Raw genomic sequence first — 15629 nt, 5'->3', positions numbered from 1 at the left:
GTTCAAGCCAGGCAGTCGCCGGGTTCGCCCCGGCGCAACGCCGGATCCTCCTGCGGGAACGTTCGCGCCACGCCCGGCCCGCTGGATCGCGTCTCGAACCGGACGGTCACCCGCCCGTGCCCGGCGCCCTGCACCCAGCCGGTGCCGAACTCGTCGTGCACGACGTCGTCCCCGGGCCGCCAGCTCGACGAGACCACGGGCGCCGGCGCCGGTGCCCGCTCGACCACGGGCGTTTCCGAAACCGGGACCGAAAGCGTGAACAGCGGATCCTGATGCGGTACCGAAAGCCCGGACAACGCGACACCGGCCAGCCGCACGCCGCCGAATTCGGCCGGGTCGATCAGCAGCCGTTCCGCCATCGCGGCGAGCTGGTCGAATTCGTCGGTGGACGAGGCCATCGTCTCCGAACGCGTCACCGTGCTGAAATCGGTGTGCCGCAGTTTCACCACCACCGTCCGCGCGACCCGGCCGGCGTTGACGAGCCGCCGGTGCGCGTGCACGGCCAGGTCGCGGACCTCGCGCCGCAGGCTCGGCAGGTCGATCAGGTCCCGGTCGAACGTCGTCTCCGCGCTGACCTGCTTGAGCTCCGCGCGGTCGGATACCGGCCGGTCGTCGACGCCGGTCGCCAGCCGCCGCAGGTCCCGCCCGACCACACTGCCCAAAGTGGACACCGCGTCGGCGTCGGAGAGCGCGGTCAGCTGCCCCAGGGTCCGGACGCCGATCGCGCGCAGTTTCCCCTCCGCCACCGGGCCGATCCCCCACAGCACCCTGGTCGGCAGCGGGGCGAGGAAGTCGCGTTCGGTGCCCTGGTCGACGACGAGCAGCCCGTCCGGTTTCGCCAGATCCGAAGCGACCTTCGCGACCTGTTTCCCCGACGCCGCCCCGATCGACGCGACCAGGCCGACGTCGGAGCGGATGTGCTCCCGCAGGCGCGCACCGAACTCCCGCACGTCGTCCGACGACGCCCCGGCCAGTGACGGCGGTTCCGCGAACGCCTCGTCGAGGGAGATGCGTTCCAGCACGGGCGCGTACGTGGCGACGAGGTCGAACACCCGGGTGCTCAGCAGTTCGTACAGTTTGAACCGCGGCGGCAGGATGACCCCGTTGGGCGGTAGCAGCCGCCGGGCCTGCGACATCGGCATCGCCGATTTGATCCCGTGTTCCCGCGCCTGGTAACTCGCCCCGGCGACCACGCCGCGCGGGCCCGCACCGCCGACCAGGACCGGACGGTGCGCCAGGGTCGGCCGGGTCAGCTGTTCACAGGAGGCGTAGAACGCGTCCATGTCGAGGTGGATGACCCACCGGTCATGCCCGCCCATCGCCCGGCACCTCGAGAAGACGGTGCAGGGCCTTCGTGTACTCCTCGAACGCGGCCCGGCCACGCGTGGTCAGCTCGACGAGCGTCACCGGCGTGCGATGTTCGAAGGCCTTGGTGATCCCGACGTAGCCGGCGTCCTCGAGTTTGCGCAGATGTGTCGACAGGTTGCCCGGTGTCATGTCCAGCAGTTGCTGCAACCGCGGGAAGGTGATGCTGTCGCCAGGTCCCAGGCTCGACAGGGCCACGGTGACCCGCAGCCGCGCCTGCGCGTGGATCACCGGGTCGAGCTGGGGCAGCCCGTCCTCACTCATCGCGCCCGTACCAGGAAGACCAGGGACGCCACCAGGAAGCCACCGCCGCCCGCGACGCTCAGCACGAGGAAGTTGTACGGTCCCCCGGCCAGCACGCTCGCCGCGCCGCAGGCGATGATCCACACGCCGAGGCCGTACTGCAGTTTGCTCTGCCACAGCATTCCGCCGGCGAGGTACATCAGCCCGGTCAGCATGAGCGAGGTCCCCGACCACAGCAACGGGACCAGGTCGGCGTCGAGGCCGAGCCGGATCAGCGCGGTGTTCACCACCGTCAGCCCGCCGAACGCGATCATCCAGCTCCACCCGTACATCGCCCCGACGATCCGGGACGGGCCGCGGACGCCGCGACCCGAGCGGATGCCGTAGATCGCCGAGTACGTCATGGCCCCGGCGAAGCCGACGACGGTGAGCACGGCGGCGACCCACATCGGCATCAGGGCGGTCGGCGGGGCGGAGACGTAGATCAGCCCGAAACCGAACAGCCACACCAGACCCCAGACGGCGAGCAGCACGGCCGGATTCGGCCCGATCTCGCGCCGGGTCCGCTCCGACTGCGTGGCGATGAGCGCGAGCGACTCCTCGGGCGTCATCGGCCGCTCGTCGCCGTCCCGTTCATCCTCCACCACTTGGGAAAACTAACACGGGTTCACAGTCTCGCCGTGTCGAGCCGGAACCTCGCCATCACCACGAGCGCGGGCACCACCAGCCACGCCGCGAGCACTCCGACCGCGGTCACCAGTCCCGAACCGCCGAGCACCGGCGCGCGGCCGATCTCGCCGAGCCAGTACGTCGGCATGAGGTGCCCGGCGGTGTTCATCCAGCCGGGCAACACCTGCAGCGGGATCCACAGCCCGCCGAACATCCCCAGCGGCAGCATCAGCGCACCGGTCACGGCCTGGACGGTGTCGCCCTTGCCGAACAGGCCGATCATCAGGCCCAGCACGGCGAAGGGCAGCGTCCCGAGCCATAACGTGCCGAAGATCGTGAACCACTGGCCGGTTTCGAGCCGGATGCCGCGGATCATCCCGGCCGCGAAGATCACCAGCAGTACGGGCAAGGCGACGAACAGACCGGCCGACACCTTGACCATCAGGTAGCCGGGGGCCCGCATCGGCGTCAGCCGCAGGGTGCGCTGCCAGCCGTCGGTGCGTTCGGTGGCGACGCGCGTGCCGGTGAACAGCGCGGCGGTCATGGCGCCGTACGCGGCCATGTTCACCATGGTCACCGTCGCGGTCGAGATACCCGGGGCGATCTCTTGGGCGCCGAAGATCCCGCCGAACAACAGGAACATCGCCAACGGCATACCGATGGTGAACAACGCGAACTGCGGGCTGCGGACGATGCGCTTGATCTCCAGCGTCAGGTAGTTCAGGTTCATCTCAAGGCTCCTTCGGCCGCATCGGCGGTGAGCGCGATGAAGGCTTCTTCCAGTCCCACAGCGGTGATCTCGATGTTCGCGGCGAGCGGGAACTCGCGCAGCAGGCCGCGGATGGCGGCGTCGGAGTCGGCACAGCTCAATTCCGCGTGCCCGGCACGCAGCACGGCTCGCGAGACCCCGGGCAGCGCGGCGAGCGCGGCCTCGGTGGCTTCCGGGACGACCGCGCGCAGCACCCGCCCGGCGACCGCGGCCCGCACCTCGCCGACCGGACCGTCCGCGACGACCCGGCCGTGCCGCATGAGCACGACGCGGTCCGCGTAATCCTCGGCCTCGGCGAGGTAGTGCGTCGCGAAGAGGACGGTGCGGCCCGTCTCGGTGTACTCGCGCATGGACGCCCAGAACCGGCGCCGCCCGTCGACGTCCATGGCCGCGGTGGGTTCGTCGAGTACCAGGAGGTCCGGATCGCCGACCAGCGCGAGCGCGAACCGGACCCGCTGCTGCTCGCCGCCGGAGAGCTTCCCGCAGCGGCGGTTCGCGTACTCGGTGACGCCTGCCCGCTCGAGCACCTCGCGGACCGGCAGCGGATTCCGGTGCAGCGAGGCGAACAGGCCGACGAGTTCGGCGACCGTTGCGTCCCGCAGCAGCGTCCCGTTCTGCGCCATCGCGCCGACCATCCCCCGGTCCATCGCCTCGGCCGCGCCGAGCCCGGCGACCCGGACCTGCCCGGCGTCCGGCCTGCTCAGGCCCAGCAGCATGTCGATGGTGGTCGATTTGCCCGCGCCGTTCGGCCCGAGCAGCGCCACCACCTCCCCGGGCGCGACCCGCACACTGACGTCTTCGACGGCCAGGACGTCACCGAAGCGCTTGACCAGCCCTTCGAGGCTGAACGCGTCCGCCATGACTCTCCCCCTTCGAGCACTCTGAAATACAAAGCTCATTCGCACTTTGTAACACAAAGTCCCCTGCCTTCAAAACCCCAGAAGTCCGTGAAGGCCTCCTTGAGGGACTCTGGGTCCCTCAAGGAGGCCTTCACGGACTTGGGTTAGGCGGGCACCCGGGAGAGCGCCGCGTCGGGGGCCGAGGCCGTGGCCGAAGCGGCGGGTGCCGGAGGCGGCACCGGGAGCGGCAGCGGCGCGCATTCGACGTCGGCCGTACGCCCCGGCTTGCGGTCGGGCAGCGCGCCGGTCGCCAGGTAGTCGGCGATCCGGTTGTCGACGCAAGCGTTTCCGCGCGGGGTGATGGCGTGGCTCGTACCGCCCGGCTCACCGATCAGGCGAGCGCCGGGGAACCGGCTACGCACCTCGAGGCTGCCCTCGTACGGCGTCGCCGCGTCGAGCGTCTCACCGATCATCAGCACACTCGCCACCTTCGAGCCGTCGACCTTCACCGGCTTGGCGGGCTTCGCGGGCCAGTACAGGCAAGGCGCGTTGAACCAGGCGTTCTGCCACGTGAAGTACGGCGCCTTCTCATACGTGCGCCAGTTGTCGCGCTTCCACTGCTGCCAGCTCGGCGGCCACTTCACGTCCGTGCACTGGACGGCGAGGTAGACGGCGTACCCGTTGTCGTCGCCGCGGCCGCCGAAGGCCTCGAACAGCCCCTTCATCGTCTGCCAGTCGCCCTTGTTGACGAACTTCGCGAGCGCGTCGCCGAGCAGCGTCCAGCGCAGCTGGTAGTACGACGCCTGCTGGAAGACGTCGAGGAGTTCGTCCGGTCCGATGAAACCGCCCGCCGGGACGGCGGCCACCTTCTTCAGCTGCTCGTCGAACACCTGCTTCACCGCGGCCTGCGTCTTGCCGAGGTGATAGACGTCGTCGTGCTGTGCGACCCAGCCGAACCAGATGTTCAGGTTGACGTCGAAGGCCACGTCCTGGTTCAGGTTCGCCTGGTACCAGACGTTGCGGGGGTCCACAGTGGAATCGAGGACCATCCGCCGGACGTGCTGCGGGAACAGCGTCCCGTAGACCTGGCCGAGATAAGTGCCGTAGGAGTACCCGTAGAAGTTCAGCTGCTCCACGCGGAGCGCCTTGCGGATACTTTCCATGTCCTTGACCGTGTCGGTCGTCTTGATGTTGTCCAGCAGCGCGCGGCTGTTCTTCTCCGCGCACGCGTCGGCGTAGGACTTCGAGCGCTGCAGCCAGGTCTTCTCCAGCTGCCGCGTCGTCGGCACGTAGTTCGGCCGGTTGTAGTCCATGTAGTCCGGGATGCACGAAAGCGCGGGTTTGCTGGAACCGACGCCGCGCGGGTCGAAACCGACCCAGTCGTAGGCGTCGCCCGCGTGGTTCGGCACGCGTGTGCCGCGGGTGGCGAGCAGCAGCCCGGAACCGCCGGGGCCGCCGGGGTTGGTGAGCATGACGCCCTGGTACTGCGCCTCGGGTGTCTTGTGCTTGACGCGGCTGAGCGCGAGCTGGATCTTCCCCCCGCGCGGCCTCGAATAGTCCAGCGGAACGGACAGGTAACCGCATTCGGCGCCGGCGTTGATCAACGTCGGGTCGGTGCACGCTCCCCAGGTGATCGTCTCGACGGGCTGCGCCGCCTCCGCCGCGCCTGCGGGCGCGGTCACCGCGACCGAGGCGAGCGTGGCCGCGGTCAGCGCGGTGATGAGAACACGTCTCAAGGTTTCTCCCTTTCCCTCCAAAGGTGAAAGCCCCGAAACCCTATCCACGTCCATGACCTGCGGAAGCTTTCCGGCGAAGGTCCCTACCAACGGCGGGTCCCGATCGCGGCAAACCGGGCAACCGGTTAATCGGTTGGGCGGCCGCGCGGGACTCGCTAGGCTGTCGATCATGCTCTACTTCATCCGCCTGCGCACCGCCTGAGACGGCGTGACCGCAGGGCCGCCCGCGATCGGGTGGCCCCCTTTCTGCGCGCCGTCTGACGTCCCTTCACGGATTCAGGCAGGACATCATGCGGAACCAGCACATCGCCATGATCGGCTCCACCGCGCCGAGTCACATCTATCCCTCGTTGGCGATCATCCGTGAGCTGGTCGCTCGCGGGTACCGGGTCAGCTACGCCGTGGGCGAGCCGCTCACCGGGTTGATCGAACCGACCGGGGCCGAGGTCGTCGCGCATCCTTCGATCCTCCCGCTCGGCGATCAGTCGGCGTGGCCGGAGGATCCGGCGTCGCAGATGCGGGTCTTCCTCGACGAGGGCATCCAGGCGATGCCGGTGCTCACCGATTTCTACGACCAGAACCGCCCGGACCTGCTGCTGTACGACATCGGCGGGCTTCCGGCGCCGCTGCTGGCCAGGCGTTACGACGTTCCGGCGGTGCAGCTCTCCCCGACCTACGTCGCCTGGGAAGGCTACGAAGAGGACATGGGCGAGATGCTGACCGCGATCCGGACCTCACCGTCCGGAAAGGACTATTCCGCCACTTTCACCCGCTGGCTGAACGAGAACGGCATCGAGGCGGACGCCTGGGACTGGATCTCCCGTCCGCCGCAGGTGCTCGCGCTGCTGCCGAGGGCGATGCAGCCGAACGTCGACCGGGTGCCGTCGACGGTCCGGTTCGTCGGCCCGGCTTTGGACCCGGAACGCCTGGCCGATCGGAGCTGGACCCCACCGTCGAACGGCAGGAAGGTCCTCCTGATGTCGCTCGGCACGGCGTTCACCGACCAGCTCGACCTGTTCCGCGCCTGCGTGGACGGGTTCCGCGAGTCGGACTGGCACGTGGTCATCTCGATCGGCCAGACCGATCCGGCCGCGCTCGGGCCGCTGCCGGAGCACATCGAGGTCCATCAGTTCGTGCCGCAACTCGCTGTGCTGGAGGCCGCGTCGGCGTTCATCACGCACGCCGGTATGGGCGGCAGCACGGAATCGCTGTGGTACGGCGTGCCGACCGTCGCGATCCCGCTGGCCACCGACGGCTTCGGCAACGCGGCGAAACTGGCCGAACTCGGCGTCGGTGAGCGGCTTCCGGCCGACGAGGTGACGGCCTCGACGCTGCGTGCCGCCGTCGAGCGGGTGGCCGGTTCGCCCTCGGTGGCCGCTCGGCTGGCCGAGGTGCGAGCCGAGACTCGCGGGAACGGCGGCATCGAGCGGGCCGCGGATGCCGTGGAGTCCTTCCTCGCCTAACCCCTCGTGAGTGGTAAGGACGGTTAGAACCGTCCTTACCACTCACGAGACGTGACCCGGCACTTACGAGAGCTGGCCCCTGATCTCGTTCAGATAGTTGTAGATCGTGTACCGCGTGACGTCGAGTTCCCCGGCGAGGTGGTCCACCGAGTCCTTGATGAGGAAGAACCCCGCCTCGTCCAGTTCCCGGACCACGGCCGCCTTGTGCCGTTTCTTCATCAGGTCCACCGGGATCCCGGCCTTCGCCACCGCGCGCCCGACCAGGAACCGCTGCAGGCTGTCGACGTCCGGCGGGAACGTCTCGGGTTCGTGCCCGTTGGCCTTCGGCGCGCCGTCGGACAGCCGGTTGACGCACAGACAGCCGATCGCGACCCCGTCGGCGTCCCGCAGGAACAACGTCGACGACCGGATCGCGCGCCCGTCGGGGCCGTGGGTCTCGTAGTTCGTCAGATCCTGCGTGGTGCCGCGGCGGACCAGGCCCAGCAGCAGATCCGTCATCGGCCCGCCGACCGTCCGGCCGGTGAGGTCGCCCGCGATGGCGACGATCGAGTCCGGCAGCCTGCTCAGATCGTGCAGCAGGACTTCGTTGCCCGGCCCCAGCATCGCCGCGAGCGCGTGCACCGCCGGGACGAGCGCGGTGAGCAGATCGCCTGAGGCCGCGGATGCGACGACGGGTGTTTCGAACACACGAGCCGGTTTCTTCAGCCGTTCCAACGCCGAACGCACCTGTTCCGCCGCGCTCGCCGATGTGGACGCGTGCGGCGACAGCCGGACGTGCTCGGGCCGCACCGTCGCCGCGATCCCGGCGTTCGCCAGCGCGGAACCCACCTGTTCGGCCGCGTGCCCGGGCAGGGTGAAGGCGAGGATCCCGGCCCGCCGCTCGACGGCCGAAACCACCTCCCCGCCAACGGATTTCACGACCTCTTCGAGTTCGCCGACCCGTTCGGCGATGCGCCCGGCGATGGCGCCGACGCCCGCTTCCTCGACCAGCTCCAGCGCGGCCGCGAACGCCCCCGACGTGATCGGGCTCAGGTTCGAGATCGACCACGCGGCCGCGGTGTCGTCGGCCGGATGGATCTCGTCGTCGAACAGGCCAGGGTCGCGGGCGCCGGTCCAGCCGGAGAGGATCGGCTCCATCCGCTCCAGCGCGCGATCGGACAGCACGGCGAAACCGGTCCCCCAGCCCGCCCGCAGCCATTTCTGCCCGCCGACGACGAGCACGTCCGCGACCTCCCACGGCGCCTCGGTCACGCCGAAGCCCTGTATCCCGTCGACCACGAGGAGCCTGTCCCCCACCACCTCGCGGATGGCCGCCAGATCGGCGCGGTACCCGGTGCGGAAGTCGACCGCGCTCACGCTCACCAGCGACGTCTCCGGGGTCAGCGCCGCCTTGACCGCGTCCGCGGTGACGTTGCCCAGCGGCAGCCGTCGCACGGTCAGCCGTCCCGCCTGTTCCGCGCGGGCCCACGGATAGGTGTTGGCCGGGAACTCCGCCGCCGACACCAGCGCCTCGCCACCCGGCGCGTTGAACGCCGCCTGGAACAACCCGAGACTGGTGTGCGGCAACAGCACCGTGTGGTCGGTGTCGCTACCGGAAAGCCGCGCCGCGGCGGCCTTGGCCCTGGTCTCCTGCCGCATCAGGTCGTCCACAGTGGACGGACCGGCCTTCGTCGAGGCGTCGAGCAGGCTCGCCGTCGTGTCGAGCACGGCGTGCGACGGCGGGCCGAACCGGGCGAAGTCGAGGTACCCGGCGGGCTCGCCGAACTGCAGCAGGTACCGCGGCGAGATCCGCGTCATGCGAGGACCCTGGCCAGGAACTGCTTGGTCCGCTCGTGTTTCGGGGAGCTCAGGAGCTCCCCCGGCGGGCCGGTCTCGACGACCGTGCCGTCGGCCATGAACACCACCTCGTCCGCGGCCTCGGCCGCGAACCCCATCTCATGCGTCACCACGACCATCGTCATCCCCTCCGCGGCCAACGTACCCATCACCGCCAGCACCTCGCCCACGAGTTCCGGGTCGAGCGCCGACGTCGGCTCGTCGAACAGCATCAGCTTCGGTTTCATCGCGAGCGACCTGGCGATCGCGACCCGCTGCTGCTGCCCGCCCGAAAGCTGCGCCGGGTACGCGTCGGCGCGGTGCGCGAGGCCGACCCTGTCGAGCAGGTCGAGCGCCTGCTCCCGGGCTTCCTCCAGGGGGACGCCGAGCACGCGCACCGGCCCCTCGACGACGTTCTGCAGCGCCGTCCGGTGGCCGAACAGGTTGAAGCGCTGGAACACCATGCCGATGTCGCGCCGCTGCCGGGCGACCTCGCGTTCCTTCAGCTCGTACAGCTTGCCGTCGCGCAGCCGGAACCCGATCGGCTCGCCGTCGACCCAGACCTGTCCGGCGTCGATCGTCTCCAGATGGTTGACACAGCGCAGGAACGTGCTCTTCCCGGCGCCGGACGGGCCGAGCAGGCAGACCACCTGTCCTTTATGGACTTCGAGGTCGATCCCGCCCAGCACCTCGGTGTGACCGTAGCTCTTGCGGACGCCGACGGCCTTGAGCAGTGGCTCAGACACGTTCACTCCTCACCAGTGGCGCGGTGCGCAGGGCCTTGGCGGCGCGGGAGAACGCGCTCCGCGACCGGTCTTCGGAGTCGAAGGCGCGCTCCAGGTAATGCTGTCCCACCCCGGCGACGGTCACCACGACCATGTACCAGACGGCGGCGGCCAGCAGGGTCTCCATCACCAGCAGGTTGTTGGACGAGATGTTGTTGGCGGCGTGGATCAGTTCGGTCACACCGATCACCGACGCCATCGACGTCCCCTTGAGCATGTTGATGAAGTCGTTGCCGGTCGGCGGGATGATCACCCGCATCGCCTGCGGCAGCACCACGCGGCGCAGCGTCGCGCCCGGCGACATCCCGATCGACTTCGCCGCCTCGGTCTGTCCACTGTCGACACTGTTGAGCCCGGCGCGGACGATCTCCGCCATGTACGCGCTTTCGTTGAGCGCCAAGCCGAGCAGCGCGGCGGTGAACGCGGTGATCAGCACGTTGGTCTGCTCGTGCAGCAGGTAGCCGCCGAACGGCAGCGGGATCGAGATGAACTCGAAGACCAGCGCCAGGTTGTACCAGATCAGGATCTGCAGCAGCACCGGAAGACCGCGGAACAGCCAGATGTAGCCCGCCGCGAACCAGCGCGCCACCGGGTTCGCCGAACGGCGCATCAACGCGATCACGATCCCGATGACGATCGCCGATCCCTGCGCGATCACCGCGAGCAGCACGGTGTTGAGCAGGCCGACCGCCATCACGCGGTACCACAGGAACTCGGGGACCGAATCCCATTGGATCTGCGCGTTGCCGAGCGCGATCCCGAGCAGGATCAGCAGCACCAGGATGATCGCGGCGCTGATCCACCGGCCCCAGTGTTTGCGCCGGACGATCGGCAGCGGCTCAGCTTCCGCCATTGAGCTTCGCCTCCTTGAGCGCGCCCTGCTCCACGCCCCAGGCCTGAAGGATCTTGCCGTAGCCGCCGTCGGCGATCAGCGACTGCAGCGCCTTCTGGATCGACTCCGCGAGCGGCTTGTTCTCTTTGTTGACGCCGATTCCGTACGGCCCGCCGTTGATCGGCTCACCGGGCACGACCTCGAAGAACTTGCCCTCCCCCGCGGTCCGCGAGATGTAGACCGCGCTGGGCAGGTCGTTGAGGATGGCGGCGACCCGGCCGGTGCGGAGCTGGTTCTGGTTCTGGGTGTCGGAATCGGTCGCGGTGACGGTCAGCGCGGGCTTGCCGGCCTGCGCGCATTTGCCGTTCTGCTCTTCGGCGAACTTCTGGTGGCTCGTTCCCTGCACCACCGCGACGTTCTTGCCGCACAGCGTGTCCGGGCCGGAGATCTGGTCGGGGTTGCCCTTGCGGACCATGATCGTGATGCCGGACGAGAAGTAGTCGACGAAATCGATCTGCGCCTGGCGGGTCTTGGTGTCGTTCATCGCGGCCATCGTGAGGTCCACGCGGCCGGACTGGAGACTCGTGATCAGCGAACCGAACGCCATGTCCTGGTGGTGCACGGTGACGCCCAGCTTCTTGCCGATGGCCTTGGCGAGGTCGACCTCGTAGCCGATCGGGGTCTTGCCGTCGGCGGCGTAGAAGTTGTTGGGCGCGGACTGCAGGTTCGAGGCCAGGTGCAGCATCCCGGCCTGCGCGTACTTCGCGGGCAGGGTGCCGGCGACGGCGGCGTCCTTCTGGACGGACTCGATCAGCGCGGTCGTGTCCGGGATCGCGGCGGGCGCGCCCGGCGCCGCGGGTTCCTGGCCACCGGCGCCGTCGGGCCCGCCTCCGCAGGCAGCGGTGACGAGCGCGGCAAGGCCGGTGAGCACGGCCAAGCGCCAGGTTCGGTTCAGGGTGAGCGGCGTCGACGGCATGACGGACCTCCACGGGGGCTTCAGGTGGTCGCCGACGCTACAACTGGCTGTTGAAGTGGTCAACACACAGTTGAAATCCTGTCTCGCGGATGTCCGTTTCGCGCGTGAAGGCCCCCTTCGCCCGGCTGAGCCGAGGGAAGGGGGCCTTCACGCGAGTTCGGTCAGACCGCGATGTAGTTCCCCGAGAGGATGAGCAGGACCTGCAGGGTGATGCCGGTGCCGTAGTAGTCCTTGGCGTTCGGCGTCCAGGTCGTGATCGAGGTCCACAGCTTGTCGAGCCAGGCCTGGCTGCCCGGGTCGTTCATCGCCGCGATGGCGAACGACGCGGTGAAGCAGGGGTGCTGACCCGTCTGCCCCGGGATCTTGGCACCCGACAGCAGATAGCCGGTGGTGATCTTGGCCGGGTCGCCGCCGGTGTTCTGCTGGATCCAGGTGTTCATCTTCCGCACCTGCCCCTGCGCCGGGCTCCCCGACACGGTGATGCCGTCGACCCCGAGCCGCCACGGGTCGCGGCAGGCGTTGTAGCTGTACTTGTCGTCCCTGCCCTCGAGGAAGTCGAAGGGAGCGGGCTTCGGCGTGGAGTTGGTGTTGACCACGAAGTCGGGGATCAGGCCGGTCTTCGGCGCGTACTGCTGCTGCAGCTGCGTGACCGCCTTCTCCTGCCGGGTCCGGACCTGACCCCAGAACGAGTCACCGGTGACCTTTTCGAACGCGCGAAGGTGACCGGGCATCCAGTCCGAGGAACGCGAGCTGTTGATGTACTTGCCGCTGTCGGCCCAGTCCGCCAGCCGCATGAACTTGGTGGTGGGGTGCACCTCGCTGCGTTTGATCGCCTTGATGATCCGCAGCGCCTCGGCCTTGTAGTTCACCGAACCGCCACTGCCCCAGACCTTGTCGGCGAGCAGGAGGCCGTAGGCGATTTCGAGGTCGCCGTCGGTCGCCGAGTCGACGCCGTTGACGCTCGTGCAGCTCTCGTTCTGCTCGGCGGCGTGCAGATCCTTGTCGATCGACGAAGGGTGCGCCTTCACGAACTTCAGGATCCCGTCGAAGACCGTGCGCGCCTGCGAGTCCTTGCCCGCCATCATCGCCGCGATGGTCATCCCGTAGCCCTGACCCTCGGCCACGAAGGCGTGGTCGGCGTCCGGCGCCTTGACCGCGTACGTGCCCGCGCCGCACTTGGTGGTCAGGAAGTTCTTCTTCCAGTAGTCGTAGTACTTGGCGAGCGCCGCGTCCTGCGCCGACTGCGACACGGACGGACGCAGAACGCCCGGCAGATAAGGGGTCCCCTGAGTGGTCGCCGCGGTGGCGGGGGCGGTCGTGGCGACCAGCCCGGCGGTCAGCGCGGCCGCGGCCAGCACTGTCCGAACGGTCTTTCTCATGGCTCCTCCGGAAACGTCGTTGGTGGCGGCGGCGCGTTCCGAGAGTGACATCCGGATCGGGCAAAAACAAGAGAGTTAAGAAAGTTTCCTTACTATTACCTCAAAAGACGTCTTCGTGAACGGTGGCCTAGCGTAGGCCGCATGACGATCGACCTGAGCGCGCGCGGCGAAGCCTTCCGGGACTTCTGGACCGAGCGGCACCTCGCCACCCTGACCACGGTCCGCCCCGACGGGACCCCGCACGTCGTCGCGGTGGGGGTCACGGTGGACTTCGAGGCCGGGATCGCCCGGGTGATCACGTTCCGTTCGTCCAAGAAGGCCCGCCTGGTCAAGGAAGCGGGCGAACAGGGCATTCCGGTCGCCGCCTGCCAGCTCGACGGGCCCCGGTGGTCCACTTTGGAGGGACGCGCCGTGCTGCGCGAAGACCCGGAGTCGGTGCGCGACGCCGAAAACCGCTACGCCGCGCGCTACCGGCAGCCCAAGCCGAACCCGGAACGCGTGGTCATCGAGATCACCGTGAGCCGGGTGCTCGGCAACGCCTGAAGGACGCTTTCCCCGCATCTCACGCGGTGAAGGACGCTTTCGCCACGTCGCATGCGGGGAAAGCGTCCTTCAGCTCCCGCTCTGGCCGGCGAGCACCAGCCGGGTGTACTCGTCGAGGATGTCGCCGAGGTCGGTGAAACCGCCCGCCGAGGCCACCTGCTGATACCCGACCAGCATCGCCAGCCCGAGCGAGGTCACGACCTCGGCGCGGCGCCGGTCGGGGATCAGCTCGGCCACCACCCTCCCCACCGTCTTGACCCGGGCATCGTCGACGCGTTTCTGTGCCACGCGAACGGTTTCGTCGTTCGCCGCCCAGGCGCGGATGGCCGCCTCCGCGCGATGCCGGAGGCCGCGCGTCAGGCTCATCAGCGCGGCGAAATCCGCCTCCGGACCGCCGGAACCGAAGTCCAGTTCCCGCAGGATCCGCACCTGCCGCTGCGCCCAGAAGTCGAGCAGCGCGCCGACGAACCCGGGCCAGCCGCCGAAATGGTGGTAGAACGATCCGCTCGTCACGCCGAGGCGCCGGCCGAGCGCGCCGACGTTGAGCCCGGCGAACCCGGACTCGGCGAGGATGTCCAGCGCCGCGTCGAAGTACTTCTCAGGGCTGACGGTCGACGGCATCAGACGGCGCGCTCCCGCCCTTCCCAGTACGGCCGCCGCAGGGTGCGTTTCAAGATCTTGCCGGTCGCGTTGCGCGGCAACGCCTCCACGATCTCGACCGTGCGCGGGCATTTGTAGTGCGCCAGGCGTTCCCGGCAGTACTCGACGAGTTCTTCGCCGTCGACCCGCTCCCCCGGCGCCGGGGCGACCACCGCCTTGACCTGCTCGCCCCAGCGATCGTCGGGGATCCCGATCACGGCGACCTCGCCGACCGCGGGATGTTCGGCGATGACCCGCTCGACCTCGGGCGAATAGACGTTCTCGCCGCCGGTGATGATCATGTCCTTCACGCGGTCCTCGATGAAGACGAACCCGCCGTCGTCGACCCTGCCGACGTCGCCGCTGCGGACCCAGCCGTCGATGATCGTCTCGGCGGTCGCCTCGGGTTTGCCCAGATAGCCCGCCATCGCCTGGTCGGTGCGGAACCACAGCTCGCCGGGGGTGCCCGGTTCGGCGTCTTCGAGGGTCGCCGGGTCGACGACGCGCATCCCCACCGCGGGCAGCACCGTGCCCGCCGACGCCAGCCGCTCCGGCCGGGCGGGGTCGCGATGCGCGTCCGGGCCGAGCGTCGTCACCACCCCGGACAGCTCGGTCATGCCGTAGACCTGCACGAACCGGGTGTCCGGCCAGGCCTCGAGCGCCTTGCGCAGCAACGGGAGCGGCATCGGCGAAGCGCCGTAGCCCAGGTACTTCAACCGCGCGAACGCGGCGACGGCCCGCTCCCCCGCCTGCATGATGCCGGCGACCACCGCGGGCACCAGGAACGCGTGCGTGACCCCTTCGGCGAGCGCGCCAAGCAGCGACTTGCCGTCGGGCTCGCGCGTCATCGTCGTCGGCTGCCCGTAGTGGAAACCGATGATCGCGTAACAACTCCCGCCGACGTGGAACAGCGGCATCGCGACCAGGTTGCGATCGCCGTCGTCCATCGGGAACGCGGCCCCGGCGTTTCGGCTGTGCGACAGCAGGTTCCGGTGCGTCAGGACGGCGCCTTTGGGGAATCCGGTGGTACCGCTGGTGTAGATGATCAGCGCGCCGTCGTGCTCGTCGACCCCGGGTGACACCCCGGCCGGCGTCGCGTCGGCCAGGAAGTCCTCGTACTGATCGTCCTCTCCCCCGACGACGATCACGCGCTCGACCGACGGCAGCCGATCGCGCAGCGCCTCGACGGCGGGCAGCAGTTCCGGGCCGGCGAAGACGACCCGCGCGCCGCTGTCACCGAGGACGTACGCCAGCTCCTCCGGGGCGAGACGCCAGTTGACGACCGCGTTCGCCGCCCCGAGCGACGACGCGCCGAAGGTCACTTCCAGGCAGGCGGGCGTGTTCTTGTCGACGAAGGCGACCCTGTCACCGCTGCCGATTCCGGCGGCCGCGAGCGCGCCGGTGACGCGCCTCGCCCGCTCGTCGAGCTCGGCCCAGGTGAGCCGCCGCCCCTGGAACGAAAGGGCCTCCCGCTCGGGGATCGTCTTCGCCCAATACGCGAAAAGTTCACCGAGAAGCCGCACATCCGGACGCGCGTCGTCGGGCATGCCGGACCCCTTTCAGCTGGTCAGAGCCA

General features: G+C 69.2%; 15 protein-coding genes. 2 read left to right on the top strand and 13 right to left on the bottom strand.

What is annotated here, in order from left to right; translation table 11 throughout:
• Window positions 1–2 precede the first annotated feature (2 nt).
• From ACFWIW_RS03990 to ACFWIW_RS03965, 6 genes are all read right to left on the bottom strand, one after another.
• Complete coding sequence (locus tag ACFWIW_RS03990) at window positions 3–1319, bottom strand: DNA polymerase IV (RefSeq protein ID WP_378367016.1); 1317 nt, start codon at window positions 1317–1319, stop codon at window positions 3–5.
• Entirely contained in the window at window positions 1306–1629 is a 324-nt protein-coding gene (locus ACFWIW_RS03985; protein ID WP_016332004.1) for a transcriptional regulator, read from the bottom strand. Before ACFWIW_RS03985 ends, ACFWIW_RS03990 begins: the two co-directional genes overlap by 14 nt.
• On the bottom strand, window positions 1626–2255 hold the full coding sequence (locus ACFWIW_RS03980) for a hypothetical protein (RefSeq protein ID WP_378367015.1): 630 nt from the start codon (window positions 2253–2255) through the stop codon (window positions 1626–1628). Before ACFWIW_RS03980 ends, ACFWIW_RS03985 begins: the two co-directional genes overlap by 4 nt.
• 20 nt (window positions 2256–2275) lie before the next feature.
• Window positions 2276–3007 (bottom strand): ABC transporter permease, encoded by a 732-nt coding sequence (locus ACFWIW_RS03975; RefSeq protein ID WP_378367014.1) that lies wholly within the window; start codon window positions 3005–3007, stop codon window positions 2276–2278.
• Window positions 3004–3906: an ABC transporter ATP-binding protein gene (locus ACFWIW_RS03970; protein ID WP_378367013.1), complete on the bottom strand. Its 903-nt coding sequence runs from the start codon at window positions 3904–3906 to the stop codon at window positions 3004–3006. Before ACFWIW_RS03970 ends, ACFWIW_RS03975 begins: the two co-directional genes overlap by 4 nt.
• Before the next feature lie 143 nt (window positions 3907–4049).
• Window positions 4050–5621 (bottom strand): alpha/beta hydrolase, encoded by a 1572-nt coding sequence (locus ACFWIW_RS03965; protein WP_378367012.1) that lies wholly within the window; start codon window positions 5619–5621, stop codon window positions 4050–4052.
• 290 nt (window positions 5622–5911) lie between these two features.
• On the opposite strand from ACFWIW_RS03965, the gene ACFWIW_RS03960 reads away from it, so the two are divergent.
• Entirely contained in the window at window positions 5912–7084 is a 1173-nt protein-coding gene (locus tag ACFWIW_RS03960) for a macrolide family glycosyltransferase (RefSeq protein ID WP_378367011.1), read from the top strand.
• A gap of 63 nt (window positions 7085–7147) precedes the next feature.
• On the opposite strand, the gene ACFWIW_RS03955 is transcribed toward ACFWIW_RS03960, so the two are convergent.
• The 5 genes from ACFWIW_RS03955 to ACFWIW_RS03935 form a co-directional block, all read right to left on the bottom strand.
• Window positions 7148–8881 carry an aminotransferase class V-fold PLP-dependent enzyme gene (locus ACFWIW_RS03955; protein ID WP_378367010.1) on the bottom strand — a complete coding sequence of 578 codons (1734 nt, stop codon included), beginning with the start codon at window positions 8879–8881 and terminating at the stop codon, window positions 7148–7150.
• Complete coding sequence (locus ACFWIW_RS03950; protein WP_037346556.1) at window positions 8878–9645, bottom strand: amino acid ABC transporter ATP-binding protein; 768 nt, start codon at window positions 9643–9645, stop codon at window positions 8878–8880. The genes ACFWIW_RS03955 and ACFWIW_RS03950 overlap by 4 nt, the downstream gene beginning before the upstream one ends.
• Window positions 9638–10537, bottom strand: a complete 900-nt coding sequence (locus ACFWIW_RS03945) for an amino acid ABC transporter permease (protein WP_378367009.1) — start codon at window positions 10535–10537, stop codon at window positions 9638–9640. The genes ACFWIW_RS03950 and ACFWIW_RS03945 overlap by 8 nt, the downstream gene beginning before the upstream one ends.
• Window positions 10524–11492 carry an ABC transporter substrate-binding protein gene (locus ACFWIW_RS03940; protein ID WP_360969216.1) on the bottom strand — a complete coding sequence of 323 codons (969 nt, stop codon included), beginning with the start codon at window positions 11490–11492 and terminating at the stop codon, window positions 10524–10526. Before ACFWIW_RS03940 ends, ACFWIW_RS03945 begins: the two co-directional genes overlap by 14 nt.
• Before the next feature lie 161 nt (window positions 11493–11653).
• Window positions 11654–12871 carry a glycosyl hydrolase family 8 gene (locus ACFWIW_RS03935; protein WP_378367008.1) on the bottom strand — a complete coding sequence of 406 codons (1218 nt, stop codon included), beginning with the start codon at window positions 12869–12871 and terminating at the stop codon, window positions 11654–11656.
• Between the two features lie 141 nt (window positions 12872–13012).
• On the opposite strand from ACFWIW_RS03935, the gene ACFWIW_RS03930 reads away from it, so the two are divergent.
• Window positions 13013–13414, top strand: coding sequence for a PPOX class F420-dependent oxidoreductase (locus tag ACFWIW_RS03930; RefSeq protein WP_378367007.1), 402 nt, complete (start codon window positions 13013–13015; stop codon window positions 13412–13414).
• A 69-nt stretch (window positions 13415–13483) separates the two neighbouring features.
• On the opposite strand, the gene ACFWIW_RS03925 is transcribed toward ACFWIW_RS03930, so the two are convergent.
• Complete coding sequence (locus ACFWIW_RS03925) at window positions 13484–14035, bottom strand: TetR/AcrR family transcriptional regulator (protein ID WP_378367006.1); 552 nt, start codon at window positions 14033–14035, stop codon at window positions 13484–13486.
• Window positions 14035–15600, bottom strand: a complete 1566-nt coding sequence (locus ACFWIW_RS03920; protein WP_378367005.1) for a long-chain-fatty-acid--CoA ligase — start codon at window positions 15598–15600, stop codon at window positions 14035–14037. Before ACFWIW_RS03920 ends, ACFWIW_RS03925 begins: the two co-directional genes overlap by 1 nt.
• Window positions 15601–15629: the final 29 nt, after the last annotated feature.

It is taken from the genome of Amycolatopsis sp. NPDC058340 (genome assembly GCF_042723975.1).
In the GTDB taxonomy this organism is placed as follows: Bacteria; Actinomycetota; Actinomycetes; order Mycobacteriales; family Pseudonocardiaceae; genus Amycolatopsis.
Note: the sequence above shows the minus strand (reverse complement) of the source record. Positions and strands in the feature narration are given on the sequence as shown.